General features: G+C 66.0%; 16 protein-coding genes and 2 riboswitches. Of the genes, 1 reads left to right on the forward strand and 15 read right to left on the reverse strand.

What is annotated here, in order from left to right; translation table 11 throughout:
- Positions 1–2: 2 nt before the first annotated feature.
- Genes cobF through cbiE form a run of 5 tightly spaced genes read right to left on the reverse strand, consistent with a single transcriptional unit; the run spans position 3 to position 4,411 of the window.
- A complete protein-coding gene (cobF, locus tag MRBLMC3_RS10670; protein ID WP_363828420.1) occupies positions 3–749 on the reverse strand; it encodes a precorrin-6A synthase (deacetylating) in 747 nt (248 codons plus the stop codon).
- Complete coding sequence (locus tag MRBLMC3_RS10675) at positions 746–2,065, reverse strand: cobyrinate a,c-diamide synthase (RefSeq protein WP_363828422.1); 1,320 nt, start codon at positions 2,063–2,065, stop codon at positions 746–748. Before MRBLMC3_RS10675 ends, cobF begins: the two co-directional genes overlap by 4 nt.
- Positions 2,062–2,844: a precorrin-4 C(11)-methyltransferase gene (gene cobM / locus MRBLMC3_RS10680; protein ID WP_363828424.1), complete on the reverse strand. Its 783-nt coding sequence runs from the start codon at positions 2,842–2,844 to the stop codon at positions 2,062–2,064. Before cobM ends, MRBLMC3_RS10675 begins: the two co-directional genes overlap by 4 nt.
- Entirely contained in the window at positions 2,841–3,206 is a 366-nt protein-coding gene (locus MRBLMC3_RS10685) for a cobalamin biosynthesis protein (protein ID WP_363828426.1), read from the reverse strand. The genes cobM and MRBLMC3_RS10685 overlap by 4 nt, the downstream gene beginning before the upstream one ends.
- Complete coding sequence (gene cbiE, locus MRBLMC3_RS10690) at positions 3,203–4,411, reverse strand: precorrin-6y C5,15-methyltransferase (decarboxylating) subunit CbiE (RefSeq protein WP_363828429.1); 1,209 nt, start codon at positions 4,409–4,411, stop codon at positions 3,203–3,205. The genes MRBLMC3_RS10685 and cbiE overlap by 4 nt, the downstream gene beginning before the upstream one ends.
- On the opposite strand from cbiE, the gene MRBLMC3_RS10695 reads away from it, so the two are divergent.
- Positions 4,410–5,159: a cobalt-precorrin-6A reductase gene (locus tag MRBLMC3_RS10695; protein WP_363829424.1), complete on the forward strand. Its 750-nt coding sequence runs from the start codon at positions 4,410–4,412 to the stop codon at positions 5,157–5,159. The two genes, cbiE and MRBLMC3_RS10695, sit on opposite strands and share 2 nt — an antisense overlap.
- Here MRBLMC3_RS10695 and cobJ read toward each other — a convergent pair.
- The 10 genes from cobJ to MRBLMC3_RS10745 form a co-directional block, all read right to left on the reverse strand.
- On the reverse strand, positions 5,135–5,884 hold the full coding sequence (gene cobJ / locus MRBLMC3_RS10700; protein ID WP_363828431.1) for a precorrin-3B C(17)-methyltransferase: 750 nt from the start codon (positions 5,882–5,884) through the stop codon (positions 5,135–5,137). The two genes, MRBLMC3_RS10695 and cobJ, sit on opposite strands and share 25 nt — an antisense overlap.
- Positions 5,881–6,600, reverse strand: coding sequence for a precorrin-2 C(20)-methyltransferase (gene cobI / locus MRBLMC3_RS10705; RefSeq protein WP_363828434.1), 720 nt, complete (start codon positions 6,598–6,600; stop codon positions 5,881–5,883). Before cobI ends, cobJ begins: the two co-directional genes overlap by 4 nt.
- Entirely contained in the window at positions 6,597–7,226 is a 630-nt protein-coding gene (locus MRBLMC3_RS10710) for a precorrin-8X methylmutase (RefSeq protein ID WP_363828437.1), read from the reverse strand. The genes cobI and MRBLMC3_RS10710 overlap by 4 nt, the downstream gene beginning before the upstream one ends.
- Positions 7,226–8,290, reverse strand: a complete 1,065-nt coding sequence (locus MRBLMC3_RS10715; protein ID WP_363828440.1) for a cobalamin biosynthesis protein CobG — start codon at positions 8,288–8,290, stop codon at positions 7,226–7,228. Before MRBLMC3_RS10715 ends, MRBLMC3_RS10710 begins: the two co-directional genes overlap by 1 nt.
- Before the next feature lie 170 nt (positions 8,291–8,460).
- Positions 8,461–8,679, reverse strand: a riboswitch (cobalamin riboswitch).
- A 72-nt stretch (positions 8,680–8,751) separates the two neighbouring features.
- A complete protein-coding gene (gene bluB / locus MRBLMC3_RS10720; protein WP_414714644.1) occupies positions 8,752–9,381 on the reverse strand; it encodes a 5,6-dimethylbenzimidazole synthase in 630 nt (209 codons plus the stop codon).
- Positions 9,378–9,983: a cob(I)yrinic acid a,c-diamide adenosyltransferase gene (gene cobO / locus MRBLMC3_RS10725; RefSeq protein WP_363828443.1), complete on the reverse strand. Its 606-nt coding sequence runs from the start codon at positions 9,981–9,983 to the stop codon at positions 9,378–9,380. The genes bluB and cobO overlap by 4 nt, the downstream gene beginning before the upstream one ends.
- Positions 9,980–13,744: a cobaltochelatase subunit CobN gene (gene cobN / locus MRBLMC3_RS10730; RefSeq protein ID WP_363828446.1), complete on the reverse strand. Its 3,765-nt coding sequence runs from the start codon at positions 13,742–13,744 to the stop codon at positions 9,980–9,982. The genes cobO and cobN overlap by 4 nt, the downstream gene beginning before the upstream one ends.
- A complete protein-coding gene (gene cobW / locus MRBLMC3_RS10735; RefSeq protein WP_363828449.1) occupies positions 13,744–14,784 on the reverse strand; it encodes a cobalamin biosynthesis protein CobW in 1,041 nt (346 codons plus the stop codon). The genes cobN and cobW overlap by 1 nt, the downstream gene beginning before the upstream one ends.
- A complete protein-coding gene (locus MRBLMC3_RS10740) occupies positions 14,781–15,872 on the reverse strand; it encodes a HoxN/HupN/NixA family nickel/cobalt transporter (RefSeq protein WP_363828452.1) in 1,092 nt (363 codons plus the stop codon). The genes cobW and MRBLMC3_RS10740 overlap by 4 nt, the downstream gene beginning before the upstream one ends.
- Before the next feature lie 153 nt (positions 15,873–16,025).
- Positions 16,026–16,253: riboswitch (cobalamin riboswitch) on the reverse strand.
- A 118-nt stretch (positions 16,254–16,371) separates the two neighbouring features.
- Positions 16,372–17,307, reverse strand: a complete 936-nt coding sequence (locus tag MRBLMC3_RS10745) for a LysR substrate-binding domain-containing protein (protein WP_363828455.1) — start codon at positions 17,305–17,307, stop codon at positions 16,372–16,374.
- Positions 17,308–17,336 lie beyond the last annotated feature (29 nt).

Raw genomic sequence — 17,336 nt, forward strand, 5'->3', positions numbered from 1 at the left:
GGTCAGCCGGGCCCGCGTCTTCGCAGAAGATAGATGTCCATGATCCAGCCGTGCTGCCGCCGGAGTTCGGCGCGGCATGAAATGATTTCGTCCCCCTTGATCGTCAGGGGTCCGTGGATCAGCCTTTCCTGCGGCAGTCCCAGATAGGCGCCCCACCAGATATCGAAATCCTCAGGCAGCAGGGTCTGGAAGGCGCAATGGCCGTCCAGCATAACGACCAGGGTGTCGGAGCAGGCTGGCCAACCCTGCTGGCCAAGGCGCCTGCCTGTGGTGACCAGCACCGGTTGGGCAAGGTCGTTGAGGCAGATCCCATGGGCAGCCGTCAGCGCCTGTATGCTGGTGATGCCGGGAATGACGCGCACCGTTGCGCCGGGCAGGCGGGCGGCAATGCGCAGGCTGCTGTCATAGAGCGACGGATCGCCCCAGACGAGCAGCGCCAGCCTTCCGCCATCGGGAAGATGCAGGGCGATCTGTTCCATCCATAGCCCTGCGATGGCGTCATGCCAGTCGAGGACGGCGCCGACATAGTCGCTCCTGTCGGTTCGCCGCGGCATGTTGAATTCCACGATCTTCACGTCCCGCGTGAGAAGCTGCGCGCAGATGGCGCGGCGCAGGTCGACAAGGTCGGACTTCGCATCGCCCTTTCGGGGCAGCAGGATCATGTCGGCCATGTTCATCGCCTTCTCCGCCGCGCGGGTGAGGTGATCCGGATTGCCCGTGCCGATGCCGATAAGGTCGATGCTGATCATGGGACGGCTTTCGATGAGTGGGCGACAAGGTGGAAGAAACCGCCGGTCACACGGCCGCGATGCGATCCCGTGGAGGAAATCGGCTGCCCCTCGGCGTCGGTCACCTGGGCGAGCGGGTGGTCGGGTTGCTCGACGATGGTGGAATAATGGAATTCATGCCCGTTCAGCACCGTTCCTGCGCGCATGCCGGCCATGGGCGCCAGCAACCGCGCCCGCCGGTAGCCCAGATGGAGGCGCCGTTCCGCGAAGCTGGTGACGAGGCCGAGCAGACCGGCCATGGCGTGCGCCTGCCCATCGGCGTCGATCAGTGTCTGCCCCAGCACCATATAGCCGCCACATTCGCCATGGATCGGGCGGTCCAACGCGTGGCGTCGGAGGCCGGACAGGAAACGGCCCGCCCCCGCGATCCTGCCCGCATGCAGTTCAGGGTAGCCGCCGGGCAGCCAGACCGCATCGGCCTGGGCTGCCGGGGCTTCGTCCGCCAGCGGGGAGAAGGGAAGGATTTCCGCCCCAGAATCGCGCCAATCCGACAGGATATGCGCATAGGTGAAAGAAAAGGCCTCGTCACGCGCGACGGCGATACGCTGACCAGGCGGCGGCATCGACAGGCCCGATCCGCGATAGTGCCGCGCGCCGGAACGAGCCGCGCGAAGGACGATATTCAGGTCCACATGGGCCTCGACGATATCGCCCATGCGGTCGATGGCTCCGTCCAGATCAGCCTGTTCGGCGGCCTGGACCAGACCCAGGTGACGTTCAGGCAGGCGTAGCGACGTGGAACGCGGGATCGCGCCGAATATCGGGATCGCAGCCTCCTCCATCGCCACGCGGATCAAGCGTTCATGGCGTTCGCTGGCGACATGGTTTAGGATGACGCCGGCCATTGAAAGGTCGGGGCGCAGTCCGCGAAAGCCGCTGGCGATGGCGGCGGCGGATTGGCTCTGGCCCGACACGTCCATGACGAGAATCACGGGCCAGCCGAACAGCGCGGCGAGATCGGCGCTCGCGCCGTTGCCGGCTTCCCCTGCGGCGGGCGCGCCATCGAACAGTCCCATCGCGCCTTCGGCCACCATCAGGTCCGCGTCCGCGCCGCCCACGATCGCGGCCATCTGCGATGGGGACATCGCCCAGCTATCGAGATTGAACGAAGGACGGCGGCTGGCGGCCCGTTGGAAGGCTGGGTCGATATAGTCGGGGCCAGATTTGAACGGCTGGACCCTGATGCCCATACGGGAAAAGGCGCGCAGCAGGCCGAGCGTGACGGTGGTCTTGCCCGATCCGGATCGGGGCGCCGCGATCAGAAGGCCCGGCGTCATGGCTTGTCGATGAAGATGGAGTCGGCGCTGGCCGGTCGGAAACGGCGGTCATAACCAGGCGCATAGAGGCTGCTTTCCGCAAAATCCTCGCTGCCCAGCACCGGGCCCACCAAAATCATGGCGGTCCGTTCGGGCCCATCCGCAGCGGCCGCCATGATGGTGCCAAGCGTTGCGCGAACGATCCGCTGATCCGGCCAGCTTGCGCGCCATATCACCGCCACGGGGCAATCGCCGCCATAATGCGGCGTCAGGTCGCGCACCACCTGCGCGAGATTGTGGACCGAAAGATGAATGGCAAGCGTCGCGCCGGTTGCCGCGAAAGCAGCCAGGCTCTCACCCTGCGGCATGGAACTGGCCCGGCCCGGTGTCCGCGTAAGGACCAGCGACTGGGCGAGTTCGGGCAGCGTCAGTTCAGCACCGATGGCGGCGGCGGCGGCGGCGAAGGAGGGGACGCCGGGCGTGATGCTGAACGGTATGCCGATCGCCTTCAGCCGGCGAAGCTGCTCGCCCATGGCCGACCAGATGGACAGGTCGCCGGAATGCAGGCGCGCGACATCCTGCCCCGCTTGATGGGCCTCCGTGATGATGGCGATGATCTCGTCCAACGTCAGCGGCGCCGTGTTGACGATCCGCGCGTCCGGGGGGCAGTGATCGAGGAGGGCGGCCGGCACGAGCGATCCGGCATAGAGGCACACCGGACAGCGCGCGATCAGGTCGCGGCCACGCAGGGTGATGAGGTCGGGCGCTCCGGGACCGGCGCCGATGAAATGGACAGTCATTCGTCAGGACCTTCGGCTATGGCGCAGCTTGCGAGGCGGTCGGAAGAGAGGGCACGAGGCGCGAAAAGCCGCCCCTTGGGCCTCAGGGCGGCAAGAGCGGCCGCTTCGGCAACGCTGCCCACGCCATAGGCGGCCATGCTGGCGGCGGACCGGGTAAGCACGGGCTGATCCGACAGGCTTTCCGCGCTTACGGCTATGAGGGGAAGGGCAAGGTGGCGCGCCAGGGGCGCAAGCTGCGCGGCCTTGCGATCAATGGTGGCAAGCGCGTCGACGGCGATCATTGCGCCCATCGCCCCCTCAAGCGCTGACTCCAAGGAAGCGAGCGAGGCGCTCTGGCGGAAGCCGAAGCCCGCGACGATCATAGCGACACGCTCCATTGCACCAGCGGATAGGCGGAACGCCAGCCGCGCCGAGTGCCCAACGGCACCGCCTGCGCAAGTTCGATGCGAAGCAGGTCGCCCCCTTTCTCCGCCTGCCATTGGGCGAGCAGCGCTTCGGATTCGAGGGTGACGGCATTGGCGACAAGTCGCGTTCGGCCACCAGGCATCGCGAACAGGGCTTCAAGCATGGGCTGGCTCAGTCCTCCGCCAATGAAGACGGCGTCGGGGGGATCTCGACCGATCAGCACGTCCGGCGCCTTCCCCGCAACCATGGTCAGACGGTCGGCGCCCAGACGGACGGCGTTGGCGCGTGCGCGCTCGGCACGTTCCGGATCAGCCTCGAACGCGATGGCTCGTGTGGAGCCATGGGTGAGCAGCCATTCTATGGCGACAGAGCCGGAGCCTGCCCCGATGTCCCACAGCATTTCGCCGGGGCGGGGGGCGAGGGCGGACAGGGTCAGGGCGCGGGCGGGACGCTTGGTGATCTGGCCGTCATGGTCGAACCAGTCGTCGGGGATCCCGCTGGCGCGAGGGAGCGTCCTGCCGTCGCCAGCCACGGACAGGCCGATCGCCACAGGATGGGCGATGTTGGTGATGTCCAGCCTTTCGGCCGTGCACTGTCGGATACGCTCGCGAGGGCCGCCCAGCGCTTCCAGCACGTGCAGGGTCGAGGAACCGAAGCCCTGTTCCGTCAGCCAGGCGGCGAGTTGGGGCACTGCCCGTCCGTCGCGCAACAGCAATATGGCGCGCCGTCCGGGTACCAGACACGAGCGCAGTCGCGTCAGCGGCGCGGCATGGAGGCCATGGCATTCCACCTCCTGAAGCGGCCAGCCCAGCCGGGAGGCGACAAGCGAGAATGAGGAGGGGGCGGGATGCGCCGTCCACTCTCCGGCTTCCAGATGGCGCGTCAAGACGGCCCCTGCGCCGAACCAGAAGGGATCACCGGAAACAAGCAGGATGGTCGGCATTCCCCGGCGGGCGAGCAGCGCCGGAATCCCTTCCTCGAACGGGGCTGGCCAGCCGAAGGTTTCGGCCCTAAGGGCTGGCAACAGCGCAAGATGGCGCGGCGATCCGGCAATGAACGCGGCCCTGTCCAGCGCGGCGCGGGCGGCGGATGACAGGCCGCTGGCGCCGTCTTCGCCAATGCCGATGATCGTCAGCCAGGCACCGTCAGGAGTATCGGGCATTTCCAACATCCTCATATTGGGCGGGACCACCGAAGCCAGCGCGCTCGCAGCAGCTCTGGCCGAGCGTGGGGCGCGCGCGCTGCTGAGCTACGCCGGGCGGACGGAGAAGCCACGGGCGCAGCCGGTGCCGGTGCGTGTCGGCGGCTTTGGCGGGATTGCAGGCCTCGTGCGCTATTTGCGGGAGGAGAGCGTCACCCATCTGGTCGATGCCACCCATCCTTTCGCCGCGACGATGAGCGAGCATGCCGTTGCCGCAGCGCGGGAGGCGGGGGTCGGGCATATCATGTTGACCCGTCCCCCGTGGACTGCGGCTGAGGGGGACCAGTGGACGCGCGTGCCCGACATGGCCGGCGCCGTGGCGGCGCTGGCGGGAGCCGCCCGCCGCGTGATGCTGGCGGTGGGTCGCGTGCATGTCGATGTGTTCGCTGCACAGCCGCAGCATCATTATCTGCTGCGCTTCGTCGACATGCCCGACGCTGTCCCGCAATTGCCCCGACATGCGCTGGTGATCGACCGGGGCCCCTTTACGGTGGAGGCCGAAATGCATTTGATGCGCGCCCATGGGATCGACTGCGTGGTTTCGAAAAATGCTGGTGGCGATGGCGCGCAGGCGAAGCTGATTGCGGCGCGGCAACTGGCATTGCCGGTCGTGATGATCGAGCGCCCGGCCTGTCCGGCCGCGCTGATGACGCATGAGGTTGCGGCGGTGCTGCAATGGCTGGGTCATGCGGCGGAGCGCGGCGTATAGAGGATCGGCGGCCCTGATCGGCTAATCAGCCGGGTGCGGCTGGAACCGACGATGACCATGGTGCGCATGTCCGCCATCTGCGCGGTCGCCTCGCTCAGCGGCACGATGCGCAGAGTTTCTTCGGGCGTGGAAACGGCGCGGGCGAACAGGATAAGTCGATCCTCGTCGCATTCCTCGCGCAGGATCGTCAGCGCCCGCCCGAAGCCTTCCGGCCGGGAGCGGGATCGCGGATTGTAGAAAGCCATGGCGAAGTCGGCCTGTGCCGCGAGGCGCAGGCGGCGTTCGATCAGCGGCCAGGGCTTCAGATTGTCGGACAGGTTGATGGCGCAGAAATCATGGCCGAGCGGAGCGCCCGCGCGTGCCGCGGCGGCGAGCATGGCGGTGATGCCCGGGAGCACGCGGACATCGACATCGCGCCAGTCCTGCGGGCCTGCCTCCATGGCTTCGAACAGGGCCGAAGCCATGGCGAACACGCCCGGATCGCCCGAAGACACCACTGCGACCCGCCTGCCCTGGGCGGCAAGGGTCAGGGCATGGGCAGCGCGTTCAAGTTCGACGCGATTGTCCGATGCGTGGAGCATGAGGCCCGGTCTTTGCGCCACACGGGCCACATAGGGGATATATCCGATGACGTCGGTTGCCTGCGCCAGTGCATCCGACACCTCTGGCGTGACGAGCGCATCCGCGCCCGGCCCAAGGCCCGCTGCCACGATCCAGCCGGTCATGGGCGGCGGCCCTGTCCATGGATCAGCAGGATCGAGAAATAGGCGGTGACATCGGTCGCCTCTGCCAGCGGCGTGATACGCTGATCCGCCATCGTCGCATATTCGATCAGCCAGGCGCTGTCCTGTCGGCCGGCCGCTTCGATCGCGCGGCGCAGCTTGGGGAGGTTGCGGCCGATCTTCATCACCGCCAGCGCATGGCTGTCACGGATGCGGCGGACGAGTTCCTCTTCGGGCAGCGTCGCCATCAACACGGTCAGGACATCGTCCCCCCAACTGATCGGCGTGCCGCTGGCGGTCCAGGCGCCGGACATGCCGGTGATGCCGGGGACGATCTTCACCGGCGCGGCGAGCCGGCTGTGCAGATGCATGAAGCTGCCATAGAAGAAGGGATCGCCCTCGCAGAGGACGACCACATCCTCCCCGCGCGCGGAGAGTCCTTCCAGATGCGCGGTGCAATCGGCGTAGAAGGCCGAGAGAAGGTCATTGTAGCGGGGATCGGACAGCGGGATTTCCGTCGTCACCGGATATTCCATCGGGAATTCGACCGCATCGGCGCGCAACATGCCCTCCACGATGCTGCGGGCATGACCCGACCGTCCCCGCTTGCGGAAATAGGCGATATGCCGCGCGTCGCGGATCAGCCGGTCGGCACGGACGCTCATCAGGTCCTGGGCGCCCGGTCCCAGGCCAACGCCGTGGATGGTCCCGCCTGTCATTCCGCCGGGCTCGCAATGGCATTGACCGCCGCGACCGTGACAGCGCTGCCGCCAAGGCGGCCCTCTACGACGCAACAGGGGACGGGTTGGGCGTGCCAGAGCGCCTCCTTCGATTCTGCCGCTCCGACGAAGCCGACGGGACAGCCGATGATCGCGGCCGGTCGAGGGCAGGCGGGATCCTCCAGCATGTCGAGCAGATGGAACAGAGCCGTCGGCGCATTGCCGATCGCGACAAGCGCGCCTGCCAGATAAGGCCGCCAGAGTTCAAGCGCGGCGGCGGAGCGGGTGTTGGACATGCGCTCCGCCAGCGCGGGCACTTGCGGATCGTTCAGCGTGCAGAGGATGGGATTGGCGGCCGGCAGGCGCTTTGCGGTGATCCCTTCGGACACCATGCGCGCGTCGCAGAGGATCGGGGCGCCGGCCTGAAGAGCGGCGATGGCAGCTTCTGCGAAGGAGGGAGAAAAGCGGATCCGGGACGCAAGTTCGACCAGTCCCGCCGCATGGATCATGCGCACGGCGATGCGCTCCTCCTCGGGCGAGAAGCGGCCGAGATCAGCCTCCGCGCGGATGATGCGAAAGGACTGCCGGTAGATGGCGGCGCCATCGGTTTCATAGTTTTGGGGCATCAGGGCCTTCCAAAATGGGCGAGGACTTGGTCGGCGGTCATGCCGGCCAACTCCGGCGATGATCCGGCGGGGCCGTTGCGGGACAGGTCGAAGCGGCCCTGCCTGCCGGTGAGAACAAGGTCGGCAGGCACCTGTCGGGCACAGCCCTTGGCGCAGCCCGACACATGCAGGGAGCCATCGACCAGCGGTGCGAGCCGGGTGGCGAGGCTGCGGGTCGCAACGCTGGCCTGCGGGCATGCAGGCGCGCCAGGGCAGGCATCCATTCCGAGCAGCCGGTCAATGGAGAGGTTGTCGGCATCCTCCTTGGCTCCTTCGAGGATCAGGCCGCGCCAGGGGGTGATGCGCACGGCGCAGACATTCCCTTTTTCCGCCAGCGCGATGAGGCTGTCGGCATGGAACTGGCCGAAGGGAATGCCGTGAAACGGGCCGGCTGCCGCCGCCAGCGCTTGGGAAGGCGGGCGGGACGGCGCGGGCGCGACATCCGCAACGGTTGGCAGAGGAGCTTTGTGCCGGGCTGCGCGGCCAGATGCTGCCCCGCCCGTGGCCAGAAACCAGTGGAAAAGGGCGCTCAGGTCGCGAGCCGCGTTTTCGACGCTGGTGGTAGAACCGAGCATCCGTCCGTCCATCCTCAGCAGCAGCATGCCCGTTGCGCTGCGTTCGAAGCGGAAGTCCGCGGGAACAGCTGCCAGACAGGGCGCAGGGCCGGCGTCGATGGCGATCCCGATCTTGGGGGGAAGTTCGGGCATTTCATCAAGATGCTCGATCAGGCTGAGGGCGATGTTTTCCGTGTCGTCCCCTGGCGAGGAATCGGGCGTGAGCAGGACATTGCCGCGAGCCTCACGGCCAGGATCGGGATCGGCGAGGCCAAGAGCGATGAGTTGCCGGAGCAGTGGAGCATGGCTTTGCTCCGCCACGCCGCGAAGCTGGAGCGCGGCGCGGTTGGTAAGGTCGATCAGGCCGTTGCCGTGCGAACGCGCCGCTTTTGCAAGTCCGATGGCCTGCGGCACGGTGAGGCGGCCCAGTCGGGGGCGCACCCGTACCAGCAATCCGTCGCCTGCCGTCATCGGACGCCATGCCGATGGACACCAGCCGCGAACGGCGGCGGACGATGCGCTTTGCGCGTCTGGCAACGAACTTCACCTCCCACGTCGCAACGACGACCGGAGGATGTCCCCCAGCCGCATTCGTCGCCCGTGCGGAGAACCGAGCCGTGACCATCCCCTGGACCATGGCTAGAGCGACCTTTGCGTTCGGCAGGTATCCTGGCTTGCGGGTCGTCGCCTTGGCACGGGCCTTCCCGGATTGCTCCAGTGGCTGGCCATCCCGGATGGGGGGCCGTCCTTGCCTTGCTCGCCGCTTACAGTTGCAGGGACAGCCGCGGATTAGGGAGCATCCTCCCGCACCGCGTTCCCATTTAAGCCCCTCGCGGGGCACCGACGCGATCGATGGAGCGGGCGGAACCCGTTCCAGCAACGCCTCATAGGCGGGGAGGACGGGAAAGGAAAGAGCCGTTCAGCGGCAATCGTCAGCGCGTGACGATCGCGGAATGCCAGTCGGTGCGATGTTCCCAGCCCCGTCTTTCCAGTTCCGGCGTAGCCTCTTCGCTTACAGGATAGCCCAGGCATATCAGCCCGAGGCAGCGCCAGTTGCCGGGAATGGCGAGCATCGCATCCACCGTCGCGGGATCCAGTATCGACACCCAGCCCAGCCCAATGCCGCGCGTGCGGGCGGCAAGCCACAATGTGTGGATGGCCATCACGCAACTGTAGCGGCGCGCCTCCGGCATGGTGATTGCGCCCAGCCTGTGCCCCGTTTCAGTGCCTTCGTCGCAATAGACGGCGAACAGCACGGGCGCTTCGCGCAGACCGTGCAATTTGAGGCTGCGGTAGAGCCGGTCCTCCTCTCCATCGTAGATCTTGCCCGCTCTGGCGATCTGGGCATCGACATGGACGGCGAGATCCTCGCGCAGCCCCGGCGTTTCGATCCGGACGAACCGCCAGGGCTGCGAAAGCCCCACGGACGGGGCGCTGTGCGCAAGGGCGAGCAGCCTTTCCACCTCGCTTTCGTCCAGCGGGTCGGTCAGGAAATGGCGCACGTCGCGGCGCAGGTGGACCAGATCCTCGAAGGCGGCGATGTCGAAGGCGGTGTGTGTCAGAATTCGATTCCCGGCTGGGCCTTCACGCCGCTGCGGAAGGGATGTTTGACAAGCGTCATTTCGGTGACGAGATCGGCCGCGTCGATCAGCGCTTCGGGCGCGTTGCGGCCGGTGATGAGCACATGCTTCATCGGGCTTCTGGCGGTCACGGCTTCCAGGACCTCTGCCACGGGCAGGTAGTCGTAGCGCAGGACGATGTTGAGTTCATCGGCAAGGACCATGTCATAGGCCGGATCGGCGATCATGCGTTTCACCTCATCCCACGCTTCGCGCGCCAGGGCAATGTCCCGGGTCCGGTCCTGCGTATTCCAGGTGAAGCCTTCGCCCATCGGCTTGAATTCGACATTGTCCGGAAACGCATCGAACACCCGTTTTTCTCCGGTGGTCATCGCGCCCTTGACGAACTGGACGACGCCCACCTTCCTGTCATGGCCGATGGCGCGGACCACCATGCCCAGGGCGGCGGTCGTCTTGCCCTTGCCCTTGCCGGTGTGGACGATCAACAGGCCCTTTTCCTGCGTCTTGGTAGCCATGATCCTGTCATGGGCGGCCTGTTTCTTCTTCATCTTTTCGGCATGTTGTTCGGGCGTGCGTTCGATCATTGCGAGGCATCCTTGATTTGGGAGAGAAGCATGGCGGCGCTGTTCGACCGGGGCTTCCAAAGGGCGCGGTCCAGCGCTTCGTGGAGGCGGGCGGCGGTTTCCCGCAGGGCTGCCGGATTGGCCTGCGCCATGAAGGCGCGGACCGTCTCATCCTCCATGAAGGCGGCATGGACGGCGTCGAAATGATGGTCCTTGACGGCATGGGTGGTGGCGGCGAAGGCGAACAGATAGTCGACCGAGGCGGCGATTTCGAACGCACCCTTATAGCCGTGGCGCATCATCCCGGCGATCCATTTGGGGTTGGTGACGCGGGCGCGGACGATACGGCCAATCTCATCCTCCAGCGTGCGGATGACAGGACGTTCGGGGCGGCTGTGGTCGTTATGATAGCTGAGAGGCTTCCTGCCGGAGAGATGCTCGACGGCGGCGGCCATGCCGCCTTCGAACTGATAATAATCATCGCTATCGAGCAGGTCGTGCTCGCGATTGTCCTGATTCTGTATCAGGGCGTCGGCGTCGGTCAGGCGCCGGGCGAAGAGGCTGCGTTCGCTGTCGCCCTCCACCCCGCCGCCATAGGCATGGCTGCCCCAGTCGAGATAGACATTGGCCAGGTCCGACCTGTCATGCCAGATCCTCTCGTCAATCATCGCCTGAAGGCCTGCGCCATAAGCGCCGGGTTTCGACCCGAAGACGCGGCTGCCTGCCCGGCGCAGCGCGACCTTTTCCGCCATGCCCTCCGCGATCAACGCCGCGGTTTCCGCCCGGTGGCGCGCTGCCGCCGGGTTGTCCTCCTCCGGTTCGTCCAACGCCATGACGGCGCGGGCTGCGCTGTCGACAAGGTCGATCTGCTCCGGGAAGGCATCCCGGAAGAAGCCCGAAACGCGCAAGGTGACGTCGACGCGCGGGCGGCCCAGTTCCGCGATCTTCATGACCTCGAACCCGATGACGCGGCCGGAAGCCCAGTCCCAGCGGGGACGCGCGCCCATCAGGGCGAGCGCCTGCGCAATGTCGTCGCCGCCCGTGCGCATATTGGCGGTGCCCCAGGCCGAAAGGGCGATGGCGCGAGGATAGTCGCCCTCGCGCTGGAGATAGTCCTGCACGATGAGATCGGCGGAGCGTTGCCCGAGATTCCAGGCGGCGACCGTGGGCACGGCGCGGGTATCGACCGAATAGAAATTGCGGCCGGTGGGAAGGACGTCGGGCCGGGCCCTGGTGGGCGCTCCGGAAGGGCCGGGAGCGACGAATTTGCCGTCAAGGGCGTCGAGGAGCGCGGCCTTTTCGGCACGTCCGCAGGCATCGACGCGGGGGGCGAGATCGGCTTCGATGGCCTTGAGAACGGCCTCGCTCCGTCGGCCTGGGGCACCTTTCCGCTGAATGCCGTCATTCCCCTGTTCGCGGGACAGATAGTCCACCAGGTCGATGGCATAGAGTTCCAGCCGTTCGACCGTGTCGCCCGTGGTGCGCCAGGGGGCCTTTGCGACAGCCTCCAGGGCGGCCGGGCGTGCGCCGGTCCATGCCTCGCCCATCACGCAATCCAGGGGATCGAAATCCAGCGCCAGATCATCGGCCAGCGCGCGCAGCAGCGATTGCTGGCCTTCCTCCATCCCTCTGGGACAGCGGGCGAGGGCGATGAGGAGATCCCGGCGGAGACGGCCTTCCGGGCTCTGCGTGAAGATATGCAATCCATCGCGGATCTGCATTTCCTTGAGCTCACACAGATAGTTATCAATCGCGGCTAAGGCCTCGTCTCCGCTTCCTCGCGCGCCTGCATCCCTGTCCAGTCCCTGTGCGGCGGCGAGTGCCAATATGTCCTTGCGCAGCGTTTCCAGCCGGCGCGGGTCCATGCCGGCGGCAAGATAATATTCATCGACCAGCGCCTCCAGCTCCTTGAGCGGACCATAGCTCTCGGCGCGCGTCAGCGGCGGCGTCAGATGATCGACGATGCACGCGCCGATGCGGCGCTTCGCCTGGGTGCCTTCGCCGGGGTCGTTGACGATGAACGGGTAGATTTGCGGAATCGGTCCGGCGCAGATTTCCGGGAAACAGCTTTCCGACAGGGCGACGGCCTTCCCCGGCAGCCATTCGAGATTGCCATGCTTGCCGACATGAACGACGGCATGCGCTCCAAACGCGTCGGCCAGCCAGATATGGAAGGCGAGATAGGCATGGGGCGGCGGCAGCGCCGGGTCGTGATAGCTGCTCCTGGGATCGATATGGTAGCCGCGGGAAGGCTGGACGGCGACGACGATGTTGCCGAAACGGTGCGCCGGCAGGTGGAAGGCGCCGTCGCGGAAAAAGGGATCGGCTTCGGGTGGACCCCAGCGGTCCTGGACGGCATTACGCGCCGCTTTGGGCAGCGCGGCGAAGGCCGCCTGATAGGCGCCGAGCGGCAGGCTGACCTCGCCGGGGCGATCCGGAGAGGCGTTGGTGACGGCGCCGGTCATGAGCTGCATCAGTGCGGTGCTGTCGGCGGGAGCAGTGCCCGTCCGGTAGCCCGCCTCCGACAGGGCCTTCAAGATGGCGGCGGCGCTTGCGGGCGTGTCCAGTCCGACGCCGTTGCCGATGCGGGCCTCGCTGTTGGGGTAGTTGGCCAGAACCATCGCGACCCGGCGCTCATTGGCTGGTAACCTTCTGAGTTTTGACCAGTTTGCAGTAAGTTGTGAAACAAAGCTTACACGATTTTCCAGAATATGAGGCGTCACGATGCCGCATTCCGTAAGCTCGTCGAACCGCGCCACAGCCTTGAAGGCGACGGCGCGCGTGAAGAGGCGACCGTCCACCTCCGGCAGGGCGATGTGCATCGCAAGATCGCGAGGGCCCAATCCCCGCGCGCTGGCCTCCCAATTGTCATGCTCGGCGCTGGCGAAGATCGTCTGGAGGATCGCGCAGTCCGCCAGCTCAAGGATCGAGGGCGTGCGCGGCTCTCCCGGCGCGCTGGCGGCAAAGGCGGTGGCGTTGAGGATGACGTCCGGCGGGGTTCCCGCCATCTGATGGCGCAGGAAATCCCTGGCAAATGGTTCGCGCAAGGCACGGACATGGACAGGAAGGACATTAAGGCCGGCGGCCTCCAGTCCCGCGATCATGCGGTCCACCGCATCCAGCGTACCGGCGATCAGCAGGGCACGGTAGAAGAGGAAAAGGGCGGTGGGCCGACCGGCCTGCCATCTGGCCTTGACCTGATCCAGGGTCGGGCGATCGTGACCAGGCAGGTAAAGGCCCGCATCGGCCACCGGGACGGGCGCATCGACGGCGCCCGCGTCGAAGCCGGCAAGATCAGCGGCCTTTCGCAGGAAAGCGATGGCATTGGCTATGCCGCCCTGCCGCAGATAGTCGCGCAGCAGACCGCAGCTTTCCGGGCCAACGGTCGAAGCGGCGCGCAATTCTGGATCATCTTCCCGATCATCGGCGATGGCGGCGAAGGCAATGCCTTTCTCCCGCGCGATATTTGCAATCTCATCAATGCCATAGGGCCAATAGCTCTTGCCCCCTAGCAGGATGACGCAGACGAATTTGGCATGGGCCACGACCTTCTCGACATACATGTCGACCGAATAGGGATGTTTTAGCTGGAGAAGGTTGGCGAGCCGGATGCGCGGCGCGCCTTCCCCCAGTTCCTGCGTGAGCGCATGGGCCGCGCTGGCGAAACAGGCCAGTTCGCTGTCCGCCACGGTCAGCAGCACGATGTCCCCCGGTGACTGGCCGAGGTCTATGGCTTCGTCGCCATTGGAGACGGTGCCGGGCGTGGCGGTCAGCAGATGCATCAGGCGGTCGCCATCCGGGCGCCGATTCCGGCCTCTATCGCGGCGCGGTCCATGCCGCGCTGGCCAATCACCACCAGCCGGGATCGGCGCGGCTCGCCGGCCTGCCAGTGCCGGTCGTAATGATGCTGGATGCGCGGACCGACCGCCTGAAGAACCAGGCGCGCCGGGCGCCCCTCAATGGCGAGGAAGCCCTTGACCCGCAATATGTCGTGCGCGGCGATGCTCTGCGCGAGCGCCGTCAGCAGCGGCTCTGGCCCGGCAAGTTCGCCCAGATCGACGACGAAGCTGTCAAAATCGTCATGGTCATGATCCTCCTCATCGTCATGGTGGGAGGGGCGTGCATCGATCTGGTCCTCCACGCCCGCGTCGAGACCGAGCAGGATAGCGGGATCAATCTCTCCCCTGGCGGTGCGGAGGATGCGGACGCCGGGTCGGATTTCCCGGGCCAGTTCCTGCTCCAACGCCACCAGGCGGTCCGGCTCCACCAGGTCGGTCTTGTTGAGCAGGACGAGGTCGGCACAGGCGAGTTGATCTTCGAACAATTCCTCGATCGGGCTGTCATGATCCAACGTGGGGTCCGCAGCACGGGCGGCCGCGAGCGCGACTTCGTCATGGGCGAAGCGGCCGGCGGCGAGCGCGTCGGCGTCGATCAAGGCGATGACGCCGTCGACCGTGGCCCGCGTCCGGATGTCGGGCCATTGGAACGCCTTCACCAGCGGCTTGGGCAGGGCAAGGCCGCTGGTCTCTATGATGATGTGATCAGGCGGGACAGGGCGATCGAGCAGTTTCTGCATGGTCGGCAGGAAATCGTCGGCCACGGTGCAGCAGATGCAGCCATTGGCCAGTTCGATGATGTCGTCATCCGGGCAGGCTTCGTCGCCGCACCCCTGAACCAGCGTGCCATCGACGCCCACATCCCCGAATTCATTGATGATAAGGGCCAGACGACGGCCGCCGGCATGCTGGATGAGGTGACGGATCAGCGTGGTCTTGCCGGCACCCAGAAAGCCGGTGATGACGGTTGCAGATACCTTTTTCATGCGGGATTTCCTTGCGGTTGGTGGCCAGCGGCGGGGATGAGTTCGATCTCGTCGAAGCCCTTCCAGCGATAGAAGGCCCAACTCGCCAGCCAGCAGGCGGCGAACAGGCCGATGATGATGAAGCCAAGGCTGTTGAAATGGGCGCCCAAATCGGCGGCGAGGGTCCAGATGCCGCCGCTGAGGCCGAGCTTGTCGCCCAGCAGCGCCGCCGCCTCGATCCCGCCGATCAGCAGCGCGACCAGAGCCGACATCAGCGTTATGGTGATATTATAGTAGAGTTTGCGGATCGGTTTCACGAACGCCCACTGATAGGCGCCCATCATCAGCGCGCCGTCCGTGGTGTCGATCAACGCCATCCCCACCGCAAAGAGCAGGGGGAAGATAAGGACGGTCGCGATGGAAAGGCCGCTGGCGGCCTGGCCGGCGGAAAGGCCCAGAATGGCAACCTCTGTCGCGGTATCGAAGCCCAGACCGAAAAGAAAGCCGAGCGGCGCCATGTGCCAGCTTCGCGTCACCAGCCGGAAAAGCGGGCGGAAAAGGTGCGACAGGAGACCCCGATTGCCCAGAAGAATGTCCATATCTTCATCGATATAGGCGCCACCCCTTCGAACATGATTGAAGGTCTTGAGCACGGATCGCAGGATGACCAGATTCATCGCCGCAATGGCAAGGAGGAAGGTCGCGGACACCAGCGTCGCAATGGTGCCGCCAATGGCTCCTGCGGCTTCGACGCGGCTGAGGGCATTGGCGGCGAATGCGATGAGGACAGCGGCGATCAGCACGATGCCGCTATGGCCGATGGCGAACCAGAAGCCGACCGTAAGGGGCCGCTGGCCGTCCTGCATCAGCTTGCGGGTCACATTGTCGATGGCGGCGATATGATCGGCGTCGACGGCATGGCGCAGGCCCAGGCTCCAGGCAAGCACCGCCGTACCGAGCATGACGGGATCGCCCGCGAAGATGGTGAAGGCCGCGATCCAGGCGGCCAGATTGGCGGCGATGAGACCGGCGAACATGCCGGTGGCGCGGCGACGCAGGCCGCCAGGAGGCGCCTGCATCGATGCCTGCGCATCGGAGGAAATGGTCATCGGACGGTATCCCGTCGGCGTCTGCGAAACCGGACGGAAACCGCCTTCATGCCGGACGGACGCTCTTGCGCCCGGCATGCGGACAGCAGCTCCCGCTGCGAGAAGCGTCGCTCAGACGGAGGACCGTGCCGCGGCCATCCCCTGGACCAAGGCAAGAGCGACCAGACGCAGGCAGGTTTCCTGGCTTGCGGGTCACGGCTCGGCGCATGGCCTTCCCAGGCCTCGCATGGTTTAGCGTCCGGCCCAGTGGCTGATCATCCGGCGCTCCGGAGGATCGCTATGCGTCTCGCTCACCGCTTACAGTTGCAGGGACAGCTGCGGATTCATCACCGCATTCCCTATTAAGCCCCTTGCGAGGGCACCGGCGCGATCATGAAGACCAACCGAAACCGATCTTCACGGCCGTGCATAGAGGCTGGGAAAAGAAATGGGAAGGGGCGCTTCATCGGCGCCTTCATCAGCGGTCGTTCCCTGATGAGGCATTGGGCGATGACCTCCGTCATGGCGCGGTGGCGCATCGGCTGTCGCTGGAGGTGATTCCGGTCGACCGGCATTCTTCGAGCAGGGTATCGAGGAACGCCAGGCCGGTGGGCGACAGTTCCCGATCGTGGATCAGCCAGAGCGAACTCATGACCGGCAAGTCGAACGGGCGGTTGACCACATTGTCAAGGTGCAGCCGCGCCATTGACAAGGGTATGACCGTAGGCCCGAACCCCGCCGAAACCAGGCCCAGCAGGGTGGCCAGGCTGCGGGCTTCATGGGAGATTTTGGGGACGAAGCCAGCCTCCGTGCAAAGGGCCCGGAAATGTTCCGTGAAGCCTGTGCCATTGGGTGCGCCGTACAGGACCAGCGGTTCATCGAAAAGGTCGGCAATCCGGGGTGGGGCCGCCCTTAGCGCCAGCGGATGATCCGCGCGCAGCGCCAGCACCATCTCTTCCTTGAGCAGGCATTGCGACAGCAAGCCATCAGACAGCGTCAATGCCGTGAAATCACGCAAGATTCCAAGATCGAGCTGGCGGCTGGCGACCCCCTCTATCTGTTCGTCGCGGCCCTGTTCGCGCAGGATCAGTTCGACGTCCGGATGGGCTTTGCGGAAGCGGTAGAGCGCGCGCGCGATCGGCGGCACGAAGGGTCCGGACGTAGTGAAACCCAGCCCCAGCCGCCCGATCTCCGCACGCTGCGCCATGCGCGCGATCTGTGCTGCGCGGTCGGCCTGGGCAAGCGTCCTGCGGGCTTCCGGCTCGAACAGCCGGCCCGCCTCCGTCAGGCGCACCTTGCGGCTGGTGCGATCGAACAGGCGGACGCCAAGCTCCTCCTCCAGGGCGCGGATTTGCTGGCTGAGCGGCGGCTGGGATATGCCGAGGCGAAGCGCGGCGCGGCCAAAATGCATCTCTTCAGCGACGCACAGGAAATAACGAAGGTGGCGCAGGTCCATATTATCATGTCGTCAAAGATATCGATCAT

This window comes from Sphingobium sp. LMC3-1-1.1 (genome assembly GCF_040676285.1).
GTDB lineage: Bacteria > Pseudomonadota > Alphaproteobacteria > Sphingomonadales > Sphingomonadaceae > Sphingobium.

What these genes read in the sequence shown, in the direction of transcription:
- MRBLMC3_RS10710 (WP_363828437.1), bottom strand. Translation starts at nt 7,226, where the DNA reads ATGCCCCAAAACTATGAAACCGATGGCGCCGCCATCTACCGGCAGTCC.
- cobF (WP_363828420.1), bottom strand. Translation starts at nt 749, where the DNA reads ATGATCAGCATCGACCTTATCGGCATCGGCACGGGCAATCCGGATCAC.
- MRBLMC3_RS10675 (WP_363828422.1), bottom strand. Translation starts at nt 2,065, where the DNA reads ATGACGCCGGGCCTTCTGATCGCGGCGCCCCGATCCGGATCGGGCAAG.
- cobJ (WP_363828431.1), bottom strand. Translation starts at nt 5,884, where the DNA reads ATGACCGGCTGGATCGTGGCAGCGGGCCTTGGGCCGGGCGCGGATGCG.
- MRBLMC3_RS10740 (WP_363828452.1), bottom strand. Translation starts at nt 15,872, where the DNA reads ATGACCATTTCCTCCGATGCGCAGGCATCGATGCAGGCGCCTCCTGGC.
- cobI (WP_363828434.1), bottom strand. Translation starts at nt 6,600, where the DNA reads ATGACAGGCGGGACCATCCACGGCGTTGGCCTGGGACCGGGCGCCCAG.
- cbiE (WP_363828429.1), bottom strand. Translation starts at nt 4,411, where the DNA reads ATGCCCGATACTCCTGACGGTGCCTGGCTGACGATCATCGGCATTGGC.
- MRBLMC3_RS10745 (WP_363828455.1), bottom strand. Translation starts at nt 17,307, where the DNA reads ATGGACCTGCGCCACCTTCGTTATTTCCTGTGCGTCGCTGAAGAGATG.
- cobM (WP_363828424.1), bottom strand. Translation starts at nt 2,844, where the DNA reads ATGACTGTCCATTTCATCGGCGCCGGTCCCGGAGCGCCCGACCTCATC.
- MRBLMC3_RS10715 (WP_363828440.1), bottom strand. Translation starts at nt 8,290, where the DNA reads ATGACGGCAGGCGACGGATTGCTGGTACGGGTGCGCCCCCGACTGGGC.
- cobO (WP_363828443.1), bottom strand. Translation starts at nt 9,983, where the DNA reads ATGATCGAACGCACGCCCGAACAACATGCCGAAAAGATGAAGAAGAAA.
- MRBLMC3_RS10685 (WP_363828426.1), bottom strand. Translation starts at nt 3,206, where the DNA reads ATGATCGTCGCGGGCTTCGGCTTCCGCCAGAGCGCCTCGCTCGCTTCC.
- cobW (WP_363828449.1), bottom strand. Translation starts at nt 14,784, where the DNA reads ATGAAAAAGGTATCTGCAACCGTCATCACCGGCTTTCTGGGTGCCGGC.
- cobN (WP_363828446.1), bottom strand. Translation starts at nt 13,744, where the DNA reads ATGCATCTGCTGACCGCCACGCCCGGCACCGTCTCCAATGGCGACGAA.